This is a genomic window from Gelidibacter mesophilus DSM 14095, assembly GCF_000423005.1.
Classification (GTDB): domain Bacteria; phylum Bacteroidota; class Bacteroidia; order Flavobacteriales; family Flavobacteriaceae; genus Gelidibacter; species Gelidibacter mesophilus.
The window spans coordinates 58,390-82,612 of sequence record NZ_AUHD01000007.1 but is presented as its reverse complement, the minus strand read 5'-3'; the positions used below and the strand labels follow the sequence as shown (position 1 = coordinate 82,612).

Annotated in this window: 24 protein-coding genes and 1 tRNA gene; 8 read left to right on the top strand and 17 right to left on the bottom strand. The window is 38.1% G+C overall.

The window, feature by feature from the left end; translation table 11 throughout:
* Nucleotides 1-12: 12 nt before the first annotated feature.
* Together G525_RS0109230 and G525_RS0109225 are read right to left on the bottom strand one after the other, a co-directional pair.
* Nucleotides 13-786, bottom strand: coding sequence for a creatininase family protein (locus tag G525_RS0109230; protein WP_027125920.1), 774 nt, complete (start codon nt 784-786; stop codon nt 13-15).
* Between the two features lie 11 nt (nt 787-797).
* Nucleotides 798-1,955, bottom strand: coding sequence for a n-acyl-d-glucosamine 2-epimerase (locus G525_RS0109225; RefSeq protein WP_027125919.1), 1,158 nt, complete (start codon nt 1,953-1,955; stop codon nt 798-800).
* Nucleotides 1,956-2,086: 131 nt separating this feature from the next.
* On the opposite strand from G525_RS0109225, the gene G525_RS0109220 reads away from it, so the two are divergent.
* The gene (locus G525_RS0109220) at nt 2,087-2,806 is read left to right on the top strand and encodes a FadR/GntR family transcriptional regulator (RefSeq protein ID WP_027125918.1); all 720 of its coding nucleotides are present in this window, start codon (nt 2,087-2,089) and stop codon (nt 2,804-2,806) included.
* On the opposite strand, the gene G525_RS0109215 is transcribed toward G525_RS0109220, so the two are convergent.
* From G525_RS0109215 to G525_RS0109200, 4 genes are all read right to left on the bottom strand, one after another.
* Nucleotides 2,787-3,245 (bottom strand): NanQ anomerase/TabA/YiaL family protein, encoded by a 459-nt coding sequence (locus G525_RS0109215; RefSeq protein WP_027125917.1) that lies wholly within the window; start codon nt 3,243-3,245, stop codon nt 2,787-2,789. The genes G525_RS0109220 and G525_RS0109215 overlap by 20 nt on opposite strands.
* Nucleotides 3,246-3,329: 84 nt before the next feature.
* Nucleotides 3,330-4,238: a dihydrodipicolinate synthase family protein gene (locus G525_RS0109210; protein WP_035479375.1), complete on the bottom strand. Its 909-nt coding sequence runs from the start codon at nt 4,236-4,238 to the stop codon at nt 3,330-3,332.
* A 369-nt stretch (nt 4,239-4,607) separates the two neighbouring features.
* On the bottom strand, nt 4,608-6,116 hold the full coding sequence (locus tag G525_RS0109205; RefSeq protein ID WP_027125915.1) for a RagB/SusD family nutrient uptake outer membrane protein: 1,509 nt from the start codon (nt 6,114-6,116) through the stop codon (nt 4,608-4,610).
* Between the two features lie 10 nt (nt 6,117-6,126).
* Complete coding sequence (locus G525_RS0109200; RefSeq protein WP_035479374.1) at nt 6,127-9,408, bottom strand: SusC/RagA family TonB-linked outer membrane protein; 3,282 nt, start codon at nt 9,406-9,408, stop codon at nt 6,127-6,129.
* A gap of 1,174 nt (nt 9,409-10,582) precedes the next feature.
* Between G525_RS0109200 and G525_RS0109190 the strand changes: the two genes are divergently transcribed.
* The 4 genes from G525_RS0109190 to G525_RS22840 all read left to right on the top strand — a co-directional run bounded on the left by G525_RS0109190 (nt 10,583) and on the right by G525_RS22840 (nt 13,029).
* Nucleotides 10,583-11,347 carry an exodeoxyribonuclease III gene (locus G525_RS0109190; protein ID WP_027125913.1) on the top strand — a complete coding sequence of 255 codons (765 nt, stop codon included), beginning with the start codon at nt 10,583-10,585 and terminating at the stop codon, nt 11,345-11,347.
* 394 nt (nt 11,348-11,741) lie between these two features.
* Nucleotides 11,742-12,368 (top strand): type ISP restriction/modification enzyme, encoded by a 627-nt coding sequence (locus tag G525_RS0109175; protein ID WP_027125912.1) that lies wholly within the window; start codon nt 11,742-11,744, stop codon nt 12,366-12,368.
* Between the two features lie 149 nt (nt 12,369-12,517).
* Nucleotides 12,518-12,847: a hypothetical protein gene (locus G525_RS22845; RefSeq protein WP_342662751.1), complete on the top strand. Its 330-nt coding sequence runs from the start codon at nt 12,518-12,520 to the stop codon at nt 12,845-12,847.
* Nucleotides 12,778-13,029, top strand: a complete 252-nt coding sequence (locus tag G525_RS22840; RefSeq protein WP_342662754.1) for a GNAT family N-acetyltransferase — start codon at nt 12,778-12,780, stop codon at nt 13,027-13,029. Before G525_RS22845 ends, G525_RS22840 begins: the two co-directional genes overlap by 70 nt.
* Nucleotides 13,030-13,085: 56 nt before the next feature.
* Here the strand turns inward: G525_RS22840 and G525_RS20620 are convergent, their stop codons facing one another.
* The 11 genes from G525_RS20620 to G525_RS0109110 all read right to left on the bottom strand — a co-directional run bounded on the left by G525_RS20620 (nt 13,086) and on the right by G525_RS0109110 (nt 20,631).
* A complete protein-coding gene (locus G525_RS20620; protein ID WP_051209868.1) occupies nt 13,086-13,412 on the bottom strand; it encodes a 2Fe-2S iron-sulfur cluster-binding protein in 327 nt (108 codons plus the stop codon).
* A 180-nt stretch (nt 13,413-13,592) separates the two neighbouring features.
* The gene (locus G525_RS20615; RefSeq protein ID WP_035479373.1) at nt 13,593-13,889 is read right to left on the bottom strand and encodes a hypothetical protein; all 297 of its coding nucleotides are present in this window, start codon (nt 13,887-13,889) and stop codon (nt 13,593-13,595) included.
* Between the two features lie 155 nt (nt 13,890-14,044).
* Nucleotides 14,045-14,686: a carboxymuconolactone decarboxylase family protein gene (locus tag G525_RS22655; protein WP_035479371.1), complete on the bottom strand. Its 642-nt coding sequence runs from the start codon at nt 14,684-14,686 to the stop codon at nt 14,045-14,047.
* Between the two features lie 10 nt (nt 14,687-14,696).
* Nucleotides 14,697-15,113, bottom strand: a complete 417-nt coding sequence (locus G525_RS0109150; RefSeq protein ID WP_027125911.1) for an OsmC family protein — start codon at nt 15,111-15,113, stop codon at nt 14,697-14,699.
* Between the two features lie 273 nt (nt 15,114-15,386).
* Entirely contained in the window at nt 15,387-15,731 is a 345-nt protein-coding gene (locus G525_RS0109145) for a cupin domain-containing protein (RefSeq protein ID WP_027125910.1), read from the bottom strand.
* Between the two features lie 147 nt (nt 15,732-15,878).
* Complete coding sequence (locus G525_RS0109140) at nt 15,879-16,259, bottom strand: group III truncated hemoglobin (RefSeq protein ID WP_027125909.1); 381 nt, start codon at nt 16,257-16,259, stop codon at nt 15,879-15,881.
* Between the two features lie 2 nt (nt 16,260-16,261).
* A complete protein-coding gene (locus G525_RS0109135) occupies nt 16,262-16,684 on the bottom strand; it encodes a cytochrome c (protein ID WP_027125908.1) in 423 nt (140 codons plus the stop codon).
* Between the two features lie 4 nt (nt 16,685-16,688).
* Entirely contained in the window at nt 16,689-16,958 is a 270-nt protein-coding gene (locus G525_RS0109130) for a hypothetical protein (protein WP_027125907.1), read from the bottom strand.
* Between the two features lie 3 nt (nt 16,959-16,961).
* On the bottom strand, nt 16,962-17,969 hold the full coding sequence (locus tag G525_RS0109125; RefSeq protein WP_027125906.1) for a cbb3-type cytochrome c oxidase subunit II: 1,008 nt from the start codon (nt 17,967-17,969) through the stop codon (nt 16,962-16,964).
* Between the two features lie 13 nt (nt 17,970-17,982).
* Nucleotides 17,983-19,788 (bottom strand): cbb3-type cytochrome c oxidase subunit I, encoded by a 1,806-nt coding sequence (locus G525_RS0109120; RefSeq protein WP_027125905.1) that lies wholly within the window; start codon nt 19,786-19,788, stop codon nt 17,983-17,985.
* 761 nt (nt 19,789-20,549) lie between these two features.
* Nucleotides 20,550-20,631, bottom strand: a tRNA-Leu gene (locus tag G525_RS0109110).
* A 150-nt stretch (nt 20,632-20,781) separates the two neighbouring features.
* Here G525_RS0109110 and G525_RS0109105 point away from each other — a divergent pair.
* The 3 genes from G525_RS0109105 to G525_RS0109095 all read left to right on the top strand — a co-directional run bounded on the left by G525_RS0109105 (nt 20,782) and on the right by G525_RS0109095 (nt 24,218).
* Nucleotides 20,782-22,170: a dipeptidase gene (locus G525_RS0109105; protein WP_027125904.1), complete on the top strand. Its 1,389-nt coding sequence runs from the start codon at nt 20,782-20,784 to the stop codon at nt 22,168-22,170.
* A 156-nt stretch (nt 22,171-22,326) separates the two neighbouring features.
* Nucleotides 22,327-22,464: a hypothetical protein gene (locus tag G525_RS22235; RefSeq protein ID WP_157491911.1), complete on the top strand. Its 138-nt coding sequence runs from the start codon at nt 22,327-22,329 to the stop codon at nt 22,462-22,464.
* 407 nt (nt 22,465-22,871) lie between these two features.
* A complete protein-coding gene (locus G525_RS0109095; protein ID WP_027125903.1) occupies nt 22,872-24,218 on the top strand; it encodes a Gfo/Idh/MocA family protein in 1,347 nt (448 codons plus the stop codon).
* Nucleotides 24,219-24,223 lie beyond the last annotated feature (5 nt).

Genomic DNA, 24,223 nt, shown 5'->3' with positions numbered 1-24,223 from the left:
CTTTAAAATTAATTATTCATACATATTATTGACATCGGCTTGATGTAATTCTTCTAAAAAATCAGCGACATTTTGAACAACGACATCTAAAAAAGCTTTGCCTTTTTTTTGGGTAGCCCTTACCGGATTTCCCACTCCTGTATCTTTAGTGACCTGTGTCCATTGGCGCTGTGCGCTCACCCAACCTTCTTGGAGGCCTTTTATTTTAAATTTTTTAGCGCTCCCATTTCCGGCATCATCCAAAGACAACACCAAATGGGGCGCAATATGTAGCATGGCAGAGGTTTCCAATTCTCCAGCATGGTCTCCTGGTTCATCAAAATAAGATTTAGCATTGGATGCTTGCCACCAGTTGATTGAACACACAAATACTTTTGGAAAATCTAAACTTAATTCCCGTATCATTTGTTTAAAGTTATTTCCTCCGTGGGAATTGATAATCACCAATTTTTGAATATTATGTCCATTCAAAACCTCAACCACATCTTTGAGAACCGCATATTGCGTGCTCGGGCTCATATTCATACACAGACTTATATCCATTTGTCCCGTATTGACACCAAAGGGGATGGTAGGCAACACAATCACCTTTGCCTCTTTTTCCCAAGCCTTCCTTGCGCCTTCAATAGCCACAAATTCCGCTTGAAAATTATCGGTAGCATATGGGAGATGGTAATTATGGGCCTCTGTAGCGCCCCACGGCAAAATAGCAACGGTATACCTGGTTTCCTTAACGGCTTTCCAATTGCACTCCGCCAATACATATGGTCTTATGGTTTTCTCCATGGTCACTAATTTTATTTATTTTCAATGCGTTCAAAAGTCTTCCAACATTGGTACATGGCTCTTGGAACGTGAAAACAGCCTTTCCATTTTCCGCCTTTCAAATCTAACAATACTTCCCCCTGCCTATTTAAATAACCAAACCATTCGCCATTTTCAGGATCAGAAAAATGAGACCAGGCATACTCATGAACCTTTTCGTACCACTCCATAAGTTCTTTTCTACCCGTATGTTCATAAGCTTTGGACAATGCCACCAATGCCTCCAGATGCACCCACCATAATTTTTGGTCCCACTCCAATTGTTGTGGTGGCTTTCCCAAGGCGTCCATAAAATACAAAATACCGCCGTATTTCTTATCCCAACTGTAGTCTAAAATTCGCAAAATGGTATCTGCCGCTTTGCCAATGAGCTGGGCATCGTTTCTTCTAACACCAATATCAATCATAAACCACATGGCTTCGATACCATGACCGGGATTTAAAAGACGTCCGTTAAAACTATCTTCATGCGATCCATCCGATCGCACAAATTCATAGATAAGCCCTGATTCTTTATCTAAGAAGACATTCATAACTTCATTAATGCTGAAATCAATGGTTTTGTTGACTTCCTCCACGTCCAAAACACCTTCCAGTTCCAATACTAAATTGGATAAAATCATCGGTAGCGAAAAGCTCTTTAAAGACCGTTCACCCGTTGTTTTCTCATAATACCCCTTAGGATTGTCTTTTTTCCTTAAGATATTGAGATAGGTTTTTTTTGCGAGTTCTTTGATGCCATCATCTCCTGAGGCAATGGCGTATTGGCTAAACGCCATAGCCGCAAAGCAATCTGAAAAAATATTATAAGGCTGCACCAATGGTCTTCCTTCTTTTGTGGTTGAGAAATAAAAATTACCATCTTTATCCATTCCATGTTTTATGATAAAATCAATGCCATGTTTGGCTATTTTTAGCCAATTCTCGTTTTTTTCAACCGTATTATAAAGCATCGAAAACGTCCAGGCCTGTCGGCCTTGAAGCCACATAAATTTATCCGTATCATAAACGGTTCCATTTTTATCCAGGCAAGTGAAATAACCACCATGTACGGAATCAATGGAATTTCTTTCCCAAAATGGAATAATATCATTTAGGAGCGTATTTTTGTAGAGTGATGTATATTTCATTTAACCTAATATTTATTAAAAATTAAACGTACTTTTTAAAGGTAAACCCTTATATTTACGTTATATGTTATACATAATACAAACTTAATGAAATTAGAATTATAAATTACATTTGTACAAATTAAATTAGCATGAAAAACCGCGTAGGCCTTAAACCGTTAACCAATTTAAGTTTAGTTGACAAAGTTGAAATACGAATCACAGAATATATTAAATCCAACAAACTTGAAGTAGGCGACACTATTCCAAAGGAGATGGAGTTTGCAGACGCTCTTGGAGTCAGTAGAACGGTTGTGAGGGAAGCTTTGACCAGACTGAGAACCATTGGCATTATCGATTCAAAAAAGCATAAAGGCATGGTGCTCTCACAACCAGACTTTATTGAAAATTTCGCAAAAATAATGGAGACCAATTTGGTTGGTGATGAAACCTTAAAGGATATTTTTGAGCTACGTTTAATTATGGAAATGGGGATGGTGGATCTTGTATTTGCCCGTAAAACAGATGAAGACTTAGTGGAGCTGGGCAAAATTGTAGACGAGATGGAAATTGACAAAATAGAATCTCACGTTTTTAGCCTTAAAAACGAGGTTGCTTTTCACGGAAAACTCTACGAAATGTCTGGTAACAAAACACTACACAGACTTCAAAACATACTACTTCCCGTTTTTCAATATGTACATGACCACAAAATGGCAGATGCCAGAACATATACCTATTCCAAAAAATTTGTATCCCACCGTCAACTTTTAGACTACCTGAAAGAAGGCAATAAAGAAAAGTTCAGAAAAGGGCTGGCACGTCATTTAGAGCCTCATTTTGATAGAGTTCTTAAGAATGTCGAATTTTAACTTTAACAACTGCTTTTTTTACGTTTGATGGCTCTCCGGTAGTGATATCTGGCATGTGGATATCATCTGGAAAAAAAATTGCGTACATTCCTTTATGGACTGTGATGACATCAAAAGGCTCATCAAATAACATATAATCGTCAACGTTGTCATAAGCTTTTTTAGGTGTTTGACCGTGGCGCATGGTAATCCCCATTTGTTCAACACCTTCAATAATATATTGAACATCTATATATTTTAGATGTGATTCCAAAAGATTTCCATCCACTTGCTTCGTCTGATATTCTTTATAAATCACAAAAAGATCATCACCCTCAATCTCATGTCTGCCCATTGGCAACTCATTGAAGTTCGTATTTTTTATATAATCCAAAGCCTTGGCAACACCCGGATGAATTGCTTTATAAAGCTCTATATTTTCTAATTTGTCCAATATCATAATCCATAAATTGTTCTTAGGTTAAAAAAAAACCAAACTTAAAATAATTATTTAAGCTTGGTTCTTTTCAAAATATAAAAATTGCTAGTAATCACTCAAATGTTCTAATAACCCAATAGCATCCAACTCTGCTTTTATACCTTTATAAGCCTCTTCACCTAAGGTTGTATGCGGAAATCTGCTAGGCCCACAATCAATGCCAAAGGTTTTCATAAAGCCTTTTGCAACACCGTTAAAACCACCATGACTGTCTAAAATCTCAACAAATCGGATAGCTTTTCTTTGTAACTCTGCGGCTTCGGTCATATTGCCTGCCTCAAACAAGGTTTTTATTTTGTAATATAATGGTGCCATGTGGTTGTACGTACTTCCCACCCATCCCTCTGCCCCTAATGGCAAACTGGAAATAAAAATTTCATCAAACCCAAACAAGATATTATATTTCCCACCTTCAAAATGTTTGCAGTGCAAGAAATCGATCAAATTATTATTTGTAAACTTGATGCCCTCCAAGGTTGGTATTTCTTTGGATGCTGCTTTTAAAAAGTCAAGCATATTCAAATTAGCACCACTTAAAACTGGAATATGATAATAGTAAAAAGGAATGTTTGGCGCACATGCGGCAACCTCTTTACAATACTGAACTAATTTTTCAATACTATTTAATTTAAAATAGTAAGGCGCTAAAACAGCTATGGCATCTACCTTATCGGCTGCATGTGTGGCTAAATCTTTGGCCACTTTTAGACTTGGATCGCCAACATGATCAATCAGATAAAGATCTGATGATTTGTTTTTGGACCAAGCCGTCGTTATTTCCTTTCTTTCTTCTGTAGATAAGGACACAAAATCACCAGTGGAACCATTCATAAACACACCCGCAATTTTATTTTTAATTAAAAAACGATGGTATTTAGGAATAACACCGGTGTTTAATGAACCATCTTGATGCATGGGCGCATAGGTTGCTGCGATTAGGTTTTTTATTTTCATACTTTCTAAATGTCTTTGGAATTATTTTTAAGCCGTACTATATATTTGAGAGCCCGCTATCCCAAAAGCTATTGGAACAACCATTAAAACTCATTTCGCCTTGCTTTTAGGTTTATATCTCACCAAAAAATGGCATGTGTTCAACCGGCACAACATCATGTGCTTACTTCGACAAGCTCAGCCCAAGTCGCTTTTATGTTTTGCCAGCCTGTCGGCAGACAGGAGCTTAGATCCTGCTAACGAGCGGGATTAGTTCAACCATCAAAACTCAATACGCTTCGCTTTTGAATTTTGGGTTCCACTAAAAAAAAGAGAGTTGAGATTTACGCAAAACTCTCTTTTCTGACTAACTCAAACAAAATTACTCAACTAATTTGTATATCCCGGTGTTTGATCCAATAAAGGATTTCTTCCGATCATGTCCTGAGTGATTGGCAATTCTAACAAATATTCATCACCAGGATTTAAAAAACTTATATTGTCAATAACAAAACTATTTCCAGCGCGTCTTAAATCCCACCATCTTTTACCTTCACCAATAAATTCTTTGTAGCGCTCATTTAAAATGGCGTTAGCATTGGCCGTTTTTGAACCGTTGACATAGCCATCTGTGGCTCCTACATAATTTGCTCCTAAAGCTCTTTCACGTATTTGATTAATTTCAGCACTCGGATCTTCACCCAATTGATTTTTTGCTTCTGCTAACAATAAAACCACATCGGCATACCTATATACTGGCACATCATTTTGAAAAATACGTTCTGAACCAATCACCTCTCCTAGGAACTTATTAAAGATTGATCCAAAATACTTTGGTTCATTATAATTTGGATATCCAGCACCTTCATTATCATCGGTATAAAGACTGATAAAAGTAGCATCTTTACGACTATCATCGTTATCATCTAAAAGTAAGATGGTTTCTTCAGAAGGACCATACCTGTTAGCTCCGGCAATGACAAAATTCTCCATGGAGTTGCCATTATCATCAAATTGAGGGTTAATTTCTGTACTCCTCCCCGTTAAACTGTTATAAAAATTCTCAGCCTCATCTTGCTGGTATTGGATGGCGAAAATAAACTCTTCGTTATCTTCATTATCCACTCCCCATAAGCTTGAAAAACTTGGCTCTAGGCTTATGCCGAAAGAAGACACCTGCTGTAAGGCTGTTTTAGCCTCTGTAAAATCAGCATTACCACCTCCCATTAAATTTCCTGACCAAATATATACATCACCCTTAAGAGCCAAGGTTGCAGCTTTAGACCAGAATATTTTGCGGCCTTGATAAAAACTGTTATCAGATCCAAAAGCGTTCAAAGATGCTGCCAAATCAGACTTAACCAAGTCCATGACATCTGCTTTAGGCGATCTTGCTCTACTTAATCCCTCCGGATTCAAATCAGTTAAAGGCTCTGTAATTATAGGCACATCTCCCCAAGTTTTAAGCAATGTATAATAATAAAATGCTCTTAATCCGTAAGCTTGACCAATTAAATGGTTCTTTTCTGATTCATCTAGAAACTCCACATTTGGCACGTTCAACAAGAAGTCATTTAACCTGTGTATTCTTGTGTACAAACCTGCCCAACCTCCAAAAGGCGCTGTGGCAATTGTGATGTTATTTTCGATGAGATTTTCACTGAAAGGCGACTCAAATGTACGACCTCCCCAAATGTCACTTCTCATTTCGCCCAATTGCCATAATGTTCCGGCAGACGATCTAAAGTTGGCATACAATCCGGTATGTGCAGTTTTTGCACCTTCCTCGGTATCCCAAAATCCCGCTGCCGTCAACTCACTTCGGCTTGATGTTTCTAATTCACTTTCACAAGCACTGAATGTGATTGCAGCAATAAATATAATTATGTACTTTTTCATCTTCTAAAATTTAAAATGTTACGTTACAACCAATGGTAATTGTCTTTGGCACTGGAAAATCACCATACCTTACACCACCAACTTCTGGGGTATCACCACTCATACTTTTAAAATAGTACAGATTGGAACCTGTTACATAAATACTTAAACGTTGAATGGCGCCTTTAAAATATTCAGCAGGCATATTATAACTTAAAGTTACTTCACGCAAGGCTAAATAATCACCTTTTTCCCAGAATTTTTCGTTTCCATAATTCTGTAGATCATCACCACCTTCACCACCTCTCCATACGTTTTTGGATCCGTTCACGAAAACAAAACGTGGCCAATCTGTATCGGTATTGTCAGGAGTCCAAGAGTCTGCTACTTCAGCAGGTTGGGCCAAGTTACCTTGGGTTTGACCATAACCCTTATTTCTAATATGGTTCCAGACTAAATGTCCTGTTGCAAAATCAGTTTTCACGAATAAATTAAAGTTTTTATAATTCAAACTCGTCGTCAAACCTCCAATAAAATCTGGCGTGGTACGACCAATCACTTTTCTGTCAAGACCGTCTATAACTCCATCACCATTTTGATCTACCCATTTCACGTCACCTGCCCAACGTTTGTTACGGCTAGCTACTGGCATATACGTATCAGTAATAGAATTATCAGCGTCTGCTTCAGCTTGCGTGGTATAAATACCTGCTTGCTCAAAAGCCACCACCAAGTCATGACCTGAACGCTGACCTTCTTGGTAACCACCTACCCATTCTTCTTGACCTGTATCAGAGTTCCAGATAAGCGTACCACCTTGTCGATTTAAGTCGTTATCATTTTCTGGAAGCTTGATGACGTAGTTTTTATTGGTTGTAAAAGTCGCACCAACATTCCAAGTCCAATCATCATTACGAATGATATCACCATTAACCTGCAATTCAAAACCTTTATTTCTAATGGTACCATTATTGGTTCTTATAAACTGAAAACCTGTATAGTAAGGTAATTCAAGATTGGAAATCTTATCTTTAACATCTCTAGAATAAACATCTGTAATAAATGACAATCTATTATCGAAAAATGAAATATCCAATCCAGCATTAAAGGTTGTTGATTTTTCCCAAACCAAATCCAAGACAGGAAGTTCGGTATTTGCGTAACCGGTTTGGCCGTTATACACGCCCTGATCACCATAAGATCCAAACACCGTATAATTACCAGTATAATCTCTCGCGCCAGGACTTGTTATGGAATTAACACTACCATTGACACCATAACTTAATCTTGGTTTTAACCTGGAAATAATAGTGCTGATTGAAGAATCTTCAAAAAACTGTTCATTATGTGCGTTCCACCCAACGGATACCCCTGGGAAAAAGTCAGATTTGTTATTTCCCAATCGTGAAGCACCATCATATCTATAGGTAAAACTAAATAGGTATCGGTCGTCAAAATCATAAAGCAAACGTCCAAATGTAGAAATAATCACTTGCTCAGATTCAAAACTGTACGGCACACCATTGGCTTCAGCACCAGCATTTAAAGTCTCAATGAGATCAGAAGGAGAATTTCGAGTGCCAGCGCCACTTAAGAAAATATTATCCTTAAAATACTCTGCACCAATCAGCGCGTTGACGTTGTGCATTCCAAACTTTTTTGAGTAATTCAAAGTTCCCGTCAATTGATTTCTTAATGTTCTTTCTAAACTTACAGAAGCTTCACGCCCAGTACGCAATGGCCCGGCATTACTACCAACGCGAAATGCCTTATTAAAACTCTCGTTGTGATTGTTAATGGTGAAATGGCTTCCGTTTAAAGAAAAAGTCACATTATTAAAAATATCCCAATCAATACCCACAGAAGCAGATAAGCGTTGCTCCAAATTTTTTCTTACAAATTTATCTTGGTAATATAATGGATTTCCAAAACCTTCATTTTGTCCTGGCGCGTATTGGTCTGACCAAGTACCGTCAGCATTACTATCATAGGTTCTTGAGGTTGCCGCCTGGCCTTGAAATCTCCTAAATACGGTATCATCACCTCCCAATGGACTCCTACTAAGGTTAGAGTGTGAGTACAAAATATTTGAATTGACTTTAAATTTATCAGAGATATTGTAAGAACCACTAAACTTTCCTGAATATCTTACAAATCCAGAGCCCAATACCAATCCATCATTATCCAACGCTCCTAAACCTAAATAATAAGTGCCATTCTCATTACCCCCATCAAACGATAGGTAATGATCTTTTGACGCACTATTTTGATAGATACGGTCACCAATGGCGCCGTCGTCATAAAATATAATATCCCGGCTTGGATTCAAAACATCTGGAATGGATTTCCATCCCGGTTGATTTAAGAGGTAACTGTTTTCAGAAGTTAAATACTGGGTTGTAAATGGATCGTTGGTTCTATTATTACCTGTCCCTGCACTGTTATTGCCATCTAAAAAAGCACCAAAAGAACCTGGATTTCCTGCCACTTCTCTATACCAAGCAATAGACTGCCTATTATAGTTGATATGATCAGCGGCACCAAGGTATTTCTGGTCATCTCTTTCATTATTCATACTATATTTATACTTATAGCTGATGGAAGATTTTCCTATTTTTCCTGTCTTTGTAGTTACCAAAATAACTCCATCCGCTGATCGTGCCCCATAAATCGCTGTTGCGGCAGCATCTTTTAAGACTTCAATAGACTCAACATCATCAGAATTCAATGCATAAAAATCACCTGGTATACCATCAATTAATATTAGAGGAGACCCTGTACCATTGAAATTAGTCCCTCCACGCAAAACGATTTGTGGAGAAGAACCTGGTTGTCCGGTAGTATTAGTGACTCTTAAACCTGCAATGGTACCTTGTAAAGCCGTTGCCACGTTAGATCGGGTTGAGGTTTCTAAAACCTGCGTATCTAATTTTGAGACAGAGGTCGTCAATTGAGACCTGCTTTGCTTACCATAACCAGTTATGACAATTTCATCCAACATTGCAGTATCTTCAACCAGAGACACGTTAACTGTTGTTTGGTCTGCTACTGTAACTTCAACCTTGTTGAACCCAATATAGCTAAATACAAGAACAGATCCTGTACTTGCATTAATAGTGTAGTTTCCGTCAAAGTCTGTGGTCACCCCTGTGCTCGTCCCTTTTACGAGGACGGTGGCACCTGCCAATGGCAATTGATCACCAGACGAAATTACCGTTCCTGTAATTGCTCGTTCCTGACCAAAGCTTAACATTGGCAAGGCAAAAAGCAAAATAAATATCATATACATGATATTAGAATTTTTATTTCTCATACTAAATTATTTGAATTAGTTAAAATAAGTGCTTGAATCGTAGAAAGTATTATGTTATACATAATGCAATATTATATATTATTTTTCATTTTACAAAAGTTTTATTTAAGAAAATTTTAACCTAATCACTTCAGAATTTAAAGATTATGTTAAGATCTAACAAGAAACCTAGCCCTTTGACCATTTTAATATGGCGTACTTTTGAGGATTATTTCATAAGACATAAAGGGGTTGCATTTCACATTTTAAGAATGTAATCATGGACCTCGTAGCGAAGGCTATGACAAGGAAAATTCAATTTTATTTTTGGGATTGAATGGAAGGATGGTGATATCACTTATGTACATATTATCGGGAATTTGTAGAATAGTCAATCATTCTTCTGCAGGCATCTCATCTATTTAACCGAACATACCAGCGCCGGCACTATTAATAAGAATCTCTGGACAATTATTTTCGGTAAAGATTTCACTAATCCCATTTTTTTACAGCGCCACGATTTGAAACATCCAACACAGCCGCATTAAAGCGATCACCAAGTTCATCCTCAAGTAATTGATGTTTATTTTTGATACCGGTAAGACCAAACACATCTACCCATTTTGAACTAATGCTTCTGAAATTGCAGCACCAAGACCGCTGCTGAGACCGATTATGACGGCTGTTTTATTTACGATATTCACTAGTGATGTATTATAAAATTATTAGAGCGCCGTGCCTGCCGAGAGCAGATCATCTTCAAAAGTCAATTAAGCGTTGCACATGCACATCTAACTTCAGATCTATCTAAATGTAGAAATTAGTTTTCAAATTCATCCATGACAAGTCTCTTTGTGAATTGACCCTATTTCAATACACTGACACTTTAATTTCAGCATTCGTTATTCGTTGTTCAAAATTTTCCTTTTTGTGCACCTCGTGTTAAACCTTGCACACCTAGCGTTTAGAAAAATTAAACCTTAAAGCGTTTAGGCTTTTTGCTAAGGTCTTAACGGAAAAAAACTCCACATTATTTTTTATCTACATTCCATCAAAACTTTAATATTCAATATCTTTCATTTCGAGTTCAATTTCAACTTCATCTTTGAATATCGATACGATTTACTAAAGTTCTCAAAGCTCTACTTTTGGATCCGTTTTAAATGGATTATATTTAAGCTCAAAAATTTAGAAGATGCATATAATATCATGGAACGTCAATGGCATCCGTGCCGTTGTTCAGAAAGATTTTTACGACACCATTGAAAAATTAAACCCTGATGTGCTTTGTCTCCAAGAAACCAAAGCACAAGTAGATGAAACGAAAAAGGCTTTAGCGCCATTGACCGGCTATCATCACTACTATAATTCAGCAGAGAGAAAGGGCTATTCCAGCACGGCAATCCTTAGCAAAATCAAACCCTTATCTTTCACTAACGACATGGGGATTTCTGCACACGATAATGAAGGAAGAGTGCAATGTAACGAATACAAGGACTTCTTTCTAGTCAATGTTTATGTTCCAAATTCAGGTCAAAAACTAGATCGGTTAGCGTATCGTCAACAATGGGATGCCGATTTTCTAATCTATTTAAAAAATTTAGAAGCAATCAAGCCTGTGATTGCCTGTGGCGATTTTAACGTCGCGCACCGCGCCATTGACCTTAAAAATGATAAAGCCAACTACAACAAAACAGCGGGTTATACCCAGATTGAAATAGATGGTATGGATAATTTTTTGAAAGACCAATTTGTTGATTCCTTCAGACTTTTACATCCTGATGAAGTCGCTTATACTTATTGGAGTTACCGGTTCAAGGCACGAGAGCGTAATACCGGCTGGCGGATTGATTACTTTCTGGTCAGCAAAATTTTAGTCGATAAAATACAAGCAGTCACTATTTATTCCAATATACTCGGGTCGGATCATTGCCCAATTGGTCTTGAAATTGATTTGTAATATTGATTAAGCTATAAAAAAATTCCATTCTAAACGATATCCAGACAATCAAGAGCGGTTTTAATTGTTGTCGCTGATTCCATAAGCCACCTGGCAGGTTACTTGGGCGTTGTAATTACAGGGACGATGGTAGAATATGGTTATATAAATGAATCCAATGCTATCCCTTTGGTCATAAATAAGGTTTGGGAATGGTTTTTAAAATTTGATATTTCGGAAAATGATATTTAAAGGTTGGTTTGACAAAGTTGAATCTACACGAGAACTCAGAGTCACTCCAAAAGGACGACAAGCATTGCATGAACATTTAAGAATAGATCTCAAATTGTAATTTTAATTTAAAAAGAACCTTAAAGCGGTTCAGGATAAGTTTGGCAATAAACTCCAGGATGGCATGACATCAAACAACAAAAATCTCGCACCACAGGACAAAACCACTTTTTCAGTGACTAAGGAACTCATTTATCCAAATTTAAAAACAGAGGATTTTCCACTCGAAAATTCCAAAAAGGCTAGTTTTGAATCAGTCGTTCCAAATGTTCCCAAGTACGTTAACGGCATCTCGCCTGCGGCAATTAAAAAAATTGAAGCAAAATTAAAACTAACCTTTCTACTCGAAAAGGACATGGAAAGCCAGGTTTGTATGGCAAATAATCCTGAAGTTCGGGATGAATTTAAGGACATTTTTGATAAGAAAGATCTGCTCGATTATATATATGCGGTATTACATTCGCCAAATTATCTCAAGAAATATCAGGATGTATCAAAAATAATGGACTTTCAAATTGCCTATCCAAAGGATTCTTTTCTCTTTTGGAGATTGGTTGATCTTGGGTCAAAATTGAGAGATCGAAAGCTTTTGGGCGCAGCTTCAGAGGAAAAGCATAACCACGAAACTAAGGAAATTCTAAAAAGATTACTGAACTTGAAACCGAATAGCAGTGCCAGGAAAATGAAAAACATCACCATAAGACCCTGTTCATCATTCAGGCAGGTTTTAAGAAAACTCACTGATTTTTGAAAAATCTTTCGACTTTTCAGTACGTGTAAGTATTCTTGATAAATTCAATTCAACCAGTCATGCTTCTCTGAGCTAACTCGTGATTCCGATAGACGTGTCAAAAAAACTATACTATGAATTTTAACAGAAATGTTCTCAACCAATAAACAATGAAAATAACCAATAGCACAAAAGAAGATATTCCTGAGATTTTTAGACTCTACAAACACGCGACTGATTTTCAGAAAATAAAATTCCCAGAAAACCATTGGCCGCAATTTGATGAAGCGTTAGTGAGCACCGAAGTCAACCAAAACAGACAGTTCAAATTAGTAATTGAAGATCAGATTGCTTGCATATGGGCCATCACGTACAGCGATCCGCAAATATGGGAAGCTGCTGATACCGATACGTCTATTTTTATTCATGGATTGCTACAAATCCTGATTTTAGAGGTCGCAACTTCGTCAAAATCATCGTGGATTGGGCCATCAATTTAGCCAAAGAGCAGAACAAACAATTTATAAGAATGGATACCTGTGGTAAAAACGAAGGACTGATTACACACTATCAACGTTGCGGATTTGACTTTTTGGGAACTAAGAAGCTAAATAACGTCTCACATTTACCAGCGCATTATCATAATGTTGAGGTATGCTTTTTTGAGATCCAACTATCATAAAACCTAAGCAGCATCTAAAATAGAATCGCTTAAAGCTCAACAAGCACATGCTAAAACTAAGTACGTGGCATGATTCTAAAAACCAAATTATGCAACTCAGCGTTTACTGGTATCTGGCAAGCCAATCGGCTGTTTTGAGTTACAGCTTCACTTTTAGAAAGTGTTTCTTTTTCATCAGCATCCATTTTTTCAGAAAGACTGCCGTCAAGAATTTGGATATGACATGTCCCACACCAAGCTCTGCCTTTGCAGTCGCCAACATCTTCCATGTACCTATCGAAGAGCAGCTCCATTAAATTATGGTATTCATTGTGCTTGAATTCTGCTTTGCATGTTTCATTAAACTCATTGATATAGGTAAAACAATATGTTTTAGATGCCATAAAGTATATTCTAATTAGTCTAAAAATATTAGGTGAAAATAGCGTATTGTCACAACATCACTCCAAAATATTCCTTGATAATTTCCGGTACAAAACAATTTCTCACGATTATTTCACCAACCACCAATAGCGATATTTTTCGAGTTTCACCCATCCTTAACGCCACATTGTCTTTGGCACCTATTCAGATACCACATTTACATCAGCTTCAGAATGCTTGTTGCAAGTGGGACATTCTGTAATTTCTCCTTGTTTTAAACGGATGCCATCAACATACTTCACCATAAACTTTTGGACCTTCATATAACTGTCCTTATGGTTGTTTACGTCTATTTGTTTATCCTTAAACATCTTACGAAGCTTGCTATCATATTCCTGATAGCCCCAACAAACAGGACAGGTGCCCTCTGGAGCCTTCCCTTCGGTTTCAGTTTTTGGTTTTCGCAAAAACTGTACTATGTTTTCAATTAAGTTCATTGTAGTATGGTTTAAGTTTTACTTTTCTCTATTTTCTTATCTTCACCCTGGGTCTAAATTTAAAAAGTGAAGTCGTTTTAAACAAAACGTCTACCCTACCAATGTTTCAAAAAATGGATTACATAGCCCATCTTATTTGCGACATCATGTTACTACTAACTGAATTTTTCCATTTCTTCCATGGCAATTGAAGCATGGGCATAAGCTGCTCCAGCGCGCATTTCAGCGGCAACCCAAATAGCTTCCATCATTTGCTCATTGCTAGCGCCTTTCAATTGCGCTGTTTTCGTATGGCCTTTTATACAATTCGCACATTGGGTAACATGTGAAATCGCCAAAGCAATCAGCTGCTTTGTTTTTTCGTCAAGCGCACCTGCAGTAAATACGGCATTACTGAAAGGTCGCCAAGCCTCTACCTGTTTCAAAGCCAAATCTGCTTTTTTTCTAGCCATTTCTGGAGTCGAGGTTGGATATAATCCTGCTTCAGCATTGCCTTCCATGGCGTCTACTGCAATACTCGCATGGGTGTAGGCTCCACTTGCCCTGCCAGCAGCGGCCACCCAAATGGCTTCCATGATTTCCTCCTTAGTGGCGCCTTTACGCATGGCTTGTGGGGTGTGAGCTCTAATGCAATACGGACATTGGGTAACGTGTGCCACAGCCACGGCAATAAGCTGTTTGGATTTTTCGTCCAAAGCACCTTCCTGAAACACGGTTCTACTAAAGGTTCTCCAAGCTTCTATTTGCTTGGGCGCCAAGTCTGCTTTTTTCTGTGCTAATTTCCTTGCGTTTTCCATTCTAATGAGGTTATTGAAGTTGTGCGTCCATATTGATATTTAGGCTCAAGGCTTTGCTTACTGGACAATTATCTTTGGCGGCATTGGCACATTCCATAAACTTATCATGGTCGATATTTGGGATGTTTGCCTTGAGCGTCAAATGTGACCCTGTTAGCTCCAATTTATCAGCATCCATGGTCACTTCAGAAGACACTTCAAGTGCATCCGGAGTATAGCCTTCTTTGCCAAGAATCAAACTCAATGCCATGGCAAAACAGCCGGCGTGAGCGGCGGCAAGCAATTCATCTGGATTGGTACTCTTGCTTTCTCCAAATCGGGAGTTAAAACAATATTGTGAGTTGTTTAAAACCTTGCTTTGGGTTGTTATTTTTCCTTCCCCTTCTTTTAAAGGGCCGTTCCACACGGCATGAGCTGTACGTTTCATAATATGAAATTTTATAGGATTTAGATTTTATATTAGTTTACATTATTGTCCGAAAAAGAATCAAGACATTTCGCTTATAGAATAAAGAACAAAGACTAAAGTGTAAATAATTGACAAACAGCTAGTATTTAATCTAAAATTGGCCAATCACTTTCCATACCCCAAGTTTCTAAAAAAGGAAGAGATCATTTTTTGAAAACCCCGTGAACACTTCTCTTTTAATGGGTATATTATCTTTTCTAATTTTTATTACTGGACTCTAATGATTATTTTTTATGATTTATTTGCAACATCTTCCACACGTTTCGCACTATCTGCTTTATTCAAGCTTAACCTGACAATACTGTCTTTAACTGCTGTAAGATCGTGAGGCACTCCGCCATCAAGTGAAACTAAATCACCTTTGACTAAATTGAGCACTTCTCCATTGACTCCAAAATCAATTCCACCTTCAAAAATCTCAACCACAATGGCGAAAGGGGTTTTATGCTCCTTCATAACCTGGCCTTTTTTGAATGCAATCCGTATTTCTTTTCCGTTTTCTGTTTCTAACAACACTTGAATGGTGGGTCTCGTTTCGTGGTATTGGACGTCGCTTGTTAATGATGCTGTTTTCATATATAATTATTTTTTTTGAATTTCTGACAGTACAAAGTTACGCATATTTTTAATTAGGATAAAGTTATCCGAATTAAATTTATGATCGTAAAAATTTCTCCCTAAGAATTTGGAAACTGACAATTTCTATTTTATGCAGTTAAACTATCACTTTTGAATGGCATATTGGTATCGGGCAATTTTATGTTGGAATATTTCAGCCATCTTTGACGCGCGCCATTTGGCTTCTTCTGCTTTCTCACCTACAAAATTCTCGTCAATGGAAATAAAAAAAAGGTCTAGCCATTGGTCAAAATGTTCTTTTGTTATGGCTAAATGTGCATGTGGTGGGAAAGGGCTGCCAAAGTAAGTGTGCTCACCCAATAAAACCGTCTGCCAAAACGTGTACATCCTTTTGAGATGTTCTGGCCAGCGGTCCTCAATAACGCGATTAAAAATAGGCGAGAGCAAATCGTCTTCCCGCACCTTGCCATAGAAAGAATCGACAAGGATTTTTATGTCATCCAGGTTCAAAATTTCACTTTGCATATCTAAAAGAATGACTTATAAAGTTCAGGATCCCAGTACATGATGATATAAAACAATCCGAAGGCAAAAACCATAATCAATAATGCCCAAACCCAAGCAGTAATAGCCTTAGGTGTTTCAGAACCACGAATTACAAAAAAATCGGAGGTTTCACTTCCGTAGGCGTTTATGGTTATAGGGATTTGAGAATCTACCGTTTCGTTTTCCTTCAATCCCAGAACCGAGATTTCCGGTCCGTTACGCACTACAAAAGGAATTTCTCTTACTCCTTCCACATTGTTGGAGGATTTGGCCACAATTTTCAATACATGTTTTCCATCTGGTATTTTCGTAGTATCCAACACTATTTTCACCGGAGGTGCGAATGACGCAAATGGCTTCGTGTCATCATCCAAAAAAACTTTGATGTTTCTATTGTCTTCCATAATTCTAAAACCCTTCGTTTTTAACAATGTTCTTTATATGATCAGGATTACCCTCTTTAGGTCTTATCAAATATTTAAGACTATAAACGAGTGTAAACCCAACGATAATAACTGCACCCCAGATAATAATATAATCCAGGTTTCCTGACGGCCCAGCACCATGGGTAATATTTTCAAATCCTTTGGGCTGATTTTCCTTGCAAACATCGCAAGCAACTGCCCAATATTGACCTACAAAAAATAATAAAACGGCTAATAAAGTTCCTTTTTTCATGTCCTATTTATTTAGTTCCATTTCTAAATATTGTCTTATTTTTGCCACATCCTCTTCAGTAACAGGAGCCGCGTCGTTCCCCCAGCTGCTTCGTTCATGCGTAAGTATGGCAGCAATCTCAGCATCGGTAAGCTGATCTCCAAATGGGGGCATCACACCGTAATCTGTACGGGCGTCATACCCTTGGAGAACTACTCTAATCAGTTTTTCGGAGTTTTCATCGTTCACAATTGAACTTCCAACCAATGACGGGAAGGCGCCCACAATATCTTTTCCTGTACCCTGATGGCACGCTGCACAAACCTGAGCATATAAATTGGCGCCATCTAAAGATTGGGTTCCGTCCTCTGATCGTGCCGCTTCAATTTTCTTAAGCGCTGGAATAAAATCATTAACGTTGTCTCCAGGCAATTCCGTTTGTTTCAAGTATTTTAAATAATCAACTAACCTTAGAGCGTCGTAAGAGGCTATTATTTTTTTACCAGGTTTGTTGAAATACGCCTTCGGAACCGCGACTACTTTAGCGTCTGTCGGCATATATGAACTATCCACTTCTTTGAACAGCCAAGGATAGGACGGCATGACAGAAGCTGAAACCACCGCTCTTGGATTATATAAATGAAGCAGATGCCAATCTTCACTAGGCTGACGTGCGCCTATATTTGTAAGATCAGGCCCCGTACGCTCACTTCCTAAAGTAGAAGGCGATTGTCTCCAAACGTCCAAACGTTTTTTACTATAAAAATAATCTGAAGGAATGGACGGTCTACTGCCCCATACATTGTCCATTTCAATATTTCGCACTTGTTGTGTGTGGCAAGCCATACAGTTTTCAGACACATAGACCCTAAGACCTTCTTCTTCATGAGCGGTCAATGGTTTTTCGTCGGGAATGGGTTCAGTGCCCTGCATTTGAAATGCCGGAAGTATGGCGATAAGCGTACTCAAGGCAATAAATACACCGCCTGCCGTAAGCACCAAGTTTTTATGTTCTTTATGAAAATTAAGCATGTTGTACGTAGGATTAAACGGTTATTTCTTCTATTGGTTTTGCTAATTCTGACGGTTTTGTCTTATTATATCCTTTCACCATATAGTAAAAGTTATATGCAAATACGAGGTGTGAGGCAAACATCAACGACCCTCCAACGGCACGCCATACCCAATATGGTGTCATCAATATGACCGACTCTATAAAAGGGTTGCCATCTATCCAGCTTAAGCCTCTGTAGGTACCTCCAGCCATGAGCGAAATCATATAGGCAAAAAGACCAATAAAAGCCAACCAAAAATGAGCGCCTACAAAGACTTGTGAAGGCTCCTTTCCGGTCAATTTCGGTAAAATGGCATAAATACAGGCCCATAAGAAAAAAGCAATAATGCCATACATGGTCATATGGGAGTGGGCGACATTAAAATCAGTAAAATGCCAAACAAAATTCGTAAAACGAAATGCCTGAACACTTCCTTGCATCGATCCTACAAAATAGAAGACGGTCCCTACCAAAAAGAACGGCAGTACATAACTCTTGGAGATATGGTTCCACGCTCCTTTCATGGTCATTAAAAAGTTGGTGGTACCAGCAACAACCGGGATGACCATTCCAGCACTAAATACAATGGCTATGGTTTGCAACCACCAAGGTAGCGGACTAAACACAAAGTGATGCGTCCCAATCATGGTATAAAAAAGCATTTGTGTCCAAAACGCCAACACTCCCAATGAATACGAATAAATAGGTTTGTTTAATGCTGATGGCAAATAATAATAGACCAACCCTAGGGTAAAGGTCATAAACCACATGCCTACCCCTTGGTGCATATAATAACCTTGGATGACAGTTTCACCCAATCCATCTTGGTAAAAAGGTAAATAGCCAATGATAGCCAATACTATGGTCCAGATGAGCGCCGCCAAAATAAACCAATTGGAAATGTATATTTCGGATATTTTACGGGTGGCGACCGTTTTATAGAAATTATAAAACGTAATAATTAAACCTATGGCAAATAGGATCATAACGGGCCAAATATACTCCCTGTATTCTCCACCACCGTTATTGATACCTGCCATTAAACAGAGAGTACCCAATATTATAGTAGCATTAATAAGCAACCACGCCGTCCAAGCCCATTTGTAATTGTAAATTTTAGTGTTTGAGGTACGGGCAATCACAAAATAACCAAGACCAATCATCGCCAATGAAGACCAGCCCCAAAACACCATATTCGTATGCACCGGACGTAAACGACCGAAGCTCAACCACGATTGCTGGTCCATTTCTGGCCAAAGGAATTTCATTCCTAAATACTGGCCAATCAAAGTCCCCAACACCAGCCAAATAGCTGCAGCACCAATATAATAAATAACTATTTTCTTTAATTCCTGAGGCGTTTCGAGACTGAGAGATGTCTTTTTCTTTTCGTCAAAGAAGGCATTGTTCGGATCTTTTTCTACCCGATGTAATAACCCTTTATCATCAACCGCCTCATTATCTCCAGATAATTCGTCCCCTTTGAGTTTGTAGGTTAAAGCGGCTTTACGCTTTTCAAGAATAGTATCAATATCAGCACCTTCCATTGCCACAATCTCATCATCAAATGCCATCCGATGCTTATCGAGCTGCCTACGCTTCATACTGTCGATATAGCCATTTAATTTTATGAACAAAATAATGATCGCAATGATCATCACAATGGCTATTAAGATGAACGTCCCAATAATTCCAGGACTGGAAAGCCAATTATCTGTTGTAATTTTCTCCTGGGCACTTAAAATGTTTGGGAGTACCGCTAAAAACAACAAGATTCCTATCTTACAATTTTTCATAAAGTTTAATTTATTTCCTATTTATCGTTTCTTGGGACACGAATTCTTCAAAAGCATCAAGATCTTCTTGAGTAGTTATTGTAATTCAATTAATAAGTAAATTAATTACGTCATAAGTAAATGGTGCTTACCGTACGCAAAGCAGACTTTGCTATGATGATCATACAATCCGCGGATAGTTTAATGCGAAATATCAAGGTTCCACTAAAGCAATTCGATTGAGCAATTTCCAACACAGGAATGGTAAATCACTTCTTCCTAATTTCATAAGAAGCTATATCGCAATATTTCACTTCCGAAATTTCAATGGTTGCGGCACTCTAAATTTAACAAATTAAATGCTCCGTTTTGCGAATTTATCAAAATGATTATGCAAATATACAAGCTCAATTTAATGCAGATAAATTTATCCGATATAAAAAAATAAATAATTTATTTATTGCTGAAGCCGAGAACGTTACAACAATAGTGGCCTTAAGGGGAATAATTTTTGGTATTTCTTGTGAAAGACGTTTTAAAACCTAGACTCTTATTTATAGATAATATGATGATAAAATTTAAATTATTTACCGATTTAGTGAATGTGTCTAAATAAAAAAAGCCTCTCTAAAAAGAGAAGCTTCGGTTTTGTATAGGTGGGTTCCCGATAGCTCCTGGGACGAACTCCCACACCTTGCGGCATCACGCCCCAAAGCGTGACGTCTCTACCAAATTCCTTCAAAAGCAAAAAAGCCCCTCTAAGAAGAGAAGCTTTTTTTCTGTACAGGTGGGGAGACTCGAACTCCCACACCTCGCGGCACTAGATCCTAAGTCTAGCGTGTCTACCAATTCCACCACACCTGCATAGGTTCCGAATATTATCGGGATGCAAATATAATGATTCCTTTGAATATACAAATAACTTTATTCAAGAAAAATTCACTTCATTTTTTGTACTTTTGAATCACTCAGAAATCAACGCCCAAAACATTGGAATTAATTAATTATTATAACATGCAAAACATAGATAGTTACGTAGAAAAAAATAAAGACCGATTTATAAATGAACTCATAGAATTGCTTAAGATACCATCGGTGAGTGCCGATTCTGCTTTTAAAAAGGATGTTCTAAAAACGGCAGATGAAGTTAAGAAAAGCTTGGAAAAAGCAGGTTGTGATCATGTTGAAATTTGCGAAACTGAAGGTTATCCAATCGTCTATGGTGAAAAAATAATTGACAAAAATTTGCCAACGGTTTTGGTTTACGGCCATTATGATGTACAACCGGCCGATCCTATCAACCTTTGGACCTCACCACCGTTTGAACCAGTGATCAAAAAAACAGACATTCATCCTGAAGGCGCCATATTTGCTAGAGGTGCCTGTGACGACAAAGGTCAAATGTATATGCACGTCAAAGCGATGGAATTTATGACGTCAACAAATCAATTGCCCTGTAATGTTAAATTTATGATAGAAGGTGAAGAAGAGGTGGGCAGTGTCAACCTTGGAAAGTTTGTTAAAAAAAATCAGGAGAAATTAAAAAATGATGTCATCCTCATCTCTGATACGGGCATGATTTCACAAGACACCCCATCAATTACAACAGGATTACGAGGCTTAAGCTACGTGGAAGTAGAGGTTACTGGGCCAAACAGAGATTTACATTCTGGCCTATACGGCGGTGCCGTAGCAAATCCGATCAACGTGTTAACTAAGATGATCGCATCTTTGCATGACGAAAACAATCATATTACCATTCCTGGGTTTTATGATAAGGTTGAAAATCTATCAGATGAAGAGCGTGCTCAAATGGCAAAAGCGCCGTTTTCATTGGAGAATTATAAAAAAGCTCTAGATATAGACGATGTATACGGTGAAAAAGGCTACAACACCAACGAACGTAATTCTATAAGACCAACCTTAGATGTCAACGGCATTTGGGGCGGTTATACCGGGGAAGGTGCCAAAACGGTTATCGCGAGTAAAGCGTTTGCGAAAATTTCAATGCGGTTGGTGCCACATCAAGACTGGGAGGAAATCACAGAATTGTTCAAGAAACATTTTGAAAGCCTTGCGCCGAAAGGGGTTAAAGTATTGGTAAAACCGCATCATGGCGGTCAAGGCTATGTTACCCCAATTGATAGTGTTGGCTATCAGGCTGCTTCAAAAGCTTATGAAGAAACTTTTGGAAAAACGCCAATTCCACAACGTAGTGGCGGCAGTATACCTATTGTTTCGTTATTTGAGCAGGAATTAAAAAGTAAAACCATTTTGATGGGCTTTGGCCTGGACAGTGACGCCATCCACTCACCTAACGAACATTTTGGAATTTGGAATTACTTGAAAGGAATTTCAACTATTCCTTTGTTTTATAAGTATTTTACCGAGTTGAGTAAATAAGATTTTCTCTCTCAGACCTGCCTGCCGGAAGGCAGGGTCGCTGAGGCGCAAAGATTTTGAGCCACTAATTTACGAATAGGTTTATATCACATTCGTATATTAGTGGCTTTTTATTAAAACACTATAAATAAAAGTAAAGATGAAACGGATGGTTATGTGGTTGTTATACAAGACGACAACGACATCTTACAACCGGCAATGACGGCAAGTGATCATATCGCTGATAGGAAGGAAAAAGGCGCACTCTTTTTCTATAACAGCAAACCAATCTCAGGCGATGAGGCCTTAACCTAGGTTAAAAACCGTTAAGGAGCTTTATATTTCAACAAAACAAATGGACACCAAACAGCCTAAGGTATATATCACCTCCACTCATATGCCTTTAAAAGATTGATTTGGATACTTAGAATTCATCAATTTCCTAGATTAGACCTGACAGGTTTTCCTCCTTCGGCGGACAGGTAAAAACCTGTCAGGTCCTTTTGCATTCTTTCTATTACTTACATTTCTATTCATTCTAATTTTTCAACGTAAATCTTACCATGAAATCATAAAACAAACTAATTCAATTTTAGACCTAACTAAATTTCAATTATATTAGTCGTATTGAAATCCTAACGCATGAGTTAATTGTTTTTTGGAACAAACACAACATTTCCTAAAATCGCTTAACTCACAATTAAATTTTAAACCTCTTTTAAATGGAAAAACACAGACGATTATTTTTGAGAAATCTTGGCCTAGCTGGTGCCGCGGCAATATTGACACCCTCTGTCTTTGCTAAGACACCTGAAGCCCTTAATTTTCTTGAAAGGAAGACCTTAGATTCAAACAATCCCAAAACGCTAAAAATCGCATTAATAGGTGCAGGTGGCATGGGCGTTGCCGACACCAATACCGCCTTACAACATAAAAACATTGAGCTAGTTGCAGTTTGCGATCTCTATGATGGACGGATAAATGATGCCAAAACGACTTGGGGAAGCAATCTGATGGTCACCAAAAACTACCAAGACGTTTTAAAACGGTCAGATATTGATGCGGTGATTATAGGAACTCCTGATTTTTGGCACAAAAAAATCAGCATTGATGCCTTAAATGCAGGTAAGCATGTGTATTGCGAAAAACCTATGGTACACACTGTTGATGAAGGACATGAGATCATTAATGCCTGGAAGAAATCTGGTAAGGTTTATATCGTAGGAAGTCAGGGTATGTCTTCCTTAGGCAACGAAAAAGCAAAAGAACTATTGGCCGCTGGCGCTATTGGTGAGCTCAATTATGCCGAAGGATTTTGGGCGAGAAACTCCCCAATTGGGGCATGGCAATATCCTATCCCTAACGATGCCTCTACGAAAACGGTGGATTGGAAAAATTATCTTTCCATAAGCAAAGACCTGCCTTTCGACCCCTTACGCTTTTTTAGATGGCGCAATTACCTCGATTATGGGACAGGAATGGCAGGAGATCTTTTCGTACATCTTTTTTCCAGTTTACATTTTATCACAAATTCTATAGGCCCCAATAAAATTGCAGCTATGGGCGGATTGCGCTATTGGAAAGATGGTCGGGAAGTTCCTGATATCTTATTAGGAATGTTTGATTATCCCGACACGAAAGAGCACCCGGCATTCAATCTTTCTCTACGTTGTAATTTTGTGGATGGCACCAGTGGCACCACCTATCTGAAACTTGTGGGGAGCAAAGGCTCAATGGACGTAGAATGGGATCGTGTGACGTTAAAGCGTAATGCAGGTGGCGAGAGTGATGATCCCTTTTTAGCGGCAAAAGCCAAGGAAGCAAACACTAAATCCGATAGGAAAACAATGGAAGCCCCACTGACCACAGTTTATAATGCCCAAAGTGGTTATAAAGGTGCACATTATGACCATTTTGGAAATTTTTTCGATGCCATCCGAAATAATGGAACAGTGGCGGAAGATCCACTTTTTGGTTTCCGTGCCGCAGCTCCGGCATTACTCTGTAACGCAAGTTATGAGAAAAATGCATTTATTGGATGGGACCCACAGAACATGAAAACGATTTAATATTA

Bases quoted from the DNA above. Each gene is read 5' to 3' on its own strand.
- G525_RS0109230 (WP_027125920.1), bottom strand. From the start codon at position 786: ATGGAGAAAACCATAAGACCATATGTATTGGCGGAGTGCAATTGGAAA.
- G525_RS0109225 (WP_027125919.1), bottom strand. From the start codon at position 1,955: ATGAAATATACATCACTCTACAAAAATACGCTCCTAAATGATATTATT.
- G525_RS0109220 (WP_027125918.1), top strand. From the start codon at position 2,087: ATGAAAAACCGCGTAGGCCTTAAACCGTTAACCAATTTAAGTTTAGTT.
- G525_RS0109215 (WP_027125917.1), bottom strand. From the start codon at position 3,245: ATGATATTGGACAAATTAGAAAATATAGAGCTTTATAAAGCAATTCAT.
- G525_RS0109210 (WP_035479375.1), bottom strand. From the start codon at position 4,238: ATGAAAATAAAAAACCTAATCGCAGCAACCTATGCGCCCATGCATCAA.
- G525_RS0109205 (WP_027125915.1), bottom strand. From the start codon at position 6,116: ATGAAAAAGTACATAATTATATTTATTGCTGCAATCACATTCAGTGCT.
- G525_RS0109200 (WP_035479374.1), bottom strand. From the start codon at position 9,408: ATGAGAAATAAAAATTCTAATATCATGTATATGATATTTATTTTGCTT.
- G525_RS0109190 (WP_027125913.1), top strand. From the start codon at position 10,583: ATGCATATAATATCATGGAACGTCAATGGCATCCGTGCCGTTGTTCAG.
- G525_RS0109175 (WP_027125912.1), top strand. From the start codon at position 11,742: ATGACATCAAACAACAAAAATCTCGCACCACAGGACAAAACCACTTTT.
- G525_RS22845 (WP_342662751.1), top strand. From the start codon at position 12,518: ATGAAAATAACCAATAGCACAAAAGAAGATATTCCTGAGATTTTTAGA.
- G525_RS20620 (WP_051209868.1), bottom strand. From the start codon at position 13,412: ATGGCATCTAAAACATATTGTTTTACCTATATCAATGAGTTTAATGAA.
- G525_RS20615 (WP_035479373.1), bottom strand. From the start codon at position 13,889: ATGAACTTAATTGAAAACATAGTACAGTTTTTGCGAAAACCAAAAACT.
- G525_RS22655 (WP_035479371.1), bottom strand. From the start codon at position 14,686: ATGGAAAACGCAAGGAAATTAGCACAGAAAAAAGCAGACTTGGCGCCC.
- G525_RS0109150 (WP_027125911.1), bottom strand. From the start codon at position 15,113: ATGAAACGTACAGCTCATGCCGTGTGGAACGGCCCTTTAAAAGAAGGG.
- G525_RS0109145 (WP_027125910.1), bottom strand. From the start codon at position 15,731: ATGAAAACAGCATCATTAACAAGCGACGTCCAATACCACGAAACGAGA.
- G525_RS0109140 (WP_027125909.1), bottom strand. From the start codon at position 16,259: ATGCAAAGTGAAATTTTGAACCTGGATGACATAAAAATCCTTGTCGAT.
- G525_RS0109135 (WP_027125908.1), bottom strand. From the start codon at position 16,684: ATGGAAGACAATAGAAACATCAAAGTTTTTTTGGATGATGACACGAAG.
- G525_RS0109130 (WP_027125907.1), bottom strand. From the start codon at position 16,958: ATGAAAAAAGGAACTTTATTAGCCGTTTTATTATTTTTTGTAGGTCAA.
- G525_RS0109125 (WP_027125906.1), bottom strand. From the start codon at position 17,969: ATGCTTAATTTTCATAAAGAACATAAAAACTTGGTGCTTACGGCAGGC.
- G525_RS0109120 (WP_027125905.1), bottom strand. From the start codon at position 19,788: ATGAAAAATTGTAAGATAGGAATCTTGTTGTTTTTAGCGGTACTCCCA.
- G525_RS0109105 (WP_027125904.1), top strand. From the start codon at position 20,782: ATGCAAAACATAGATAGTTACGTAGAAAAAAATAAAGACCGATTTATA.
- G525_RS0109095 (WP_027125903.1), top strand. From the start codon at position 22,872: ATGGAAAAACACAGACGATTATTTTTGAGAAATCTTGGCCTAGCTGGT.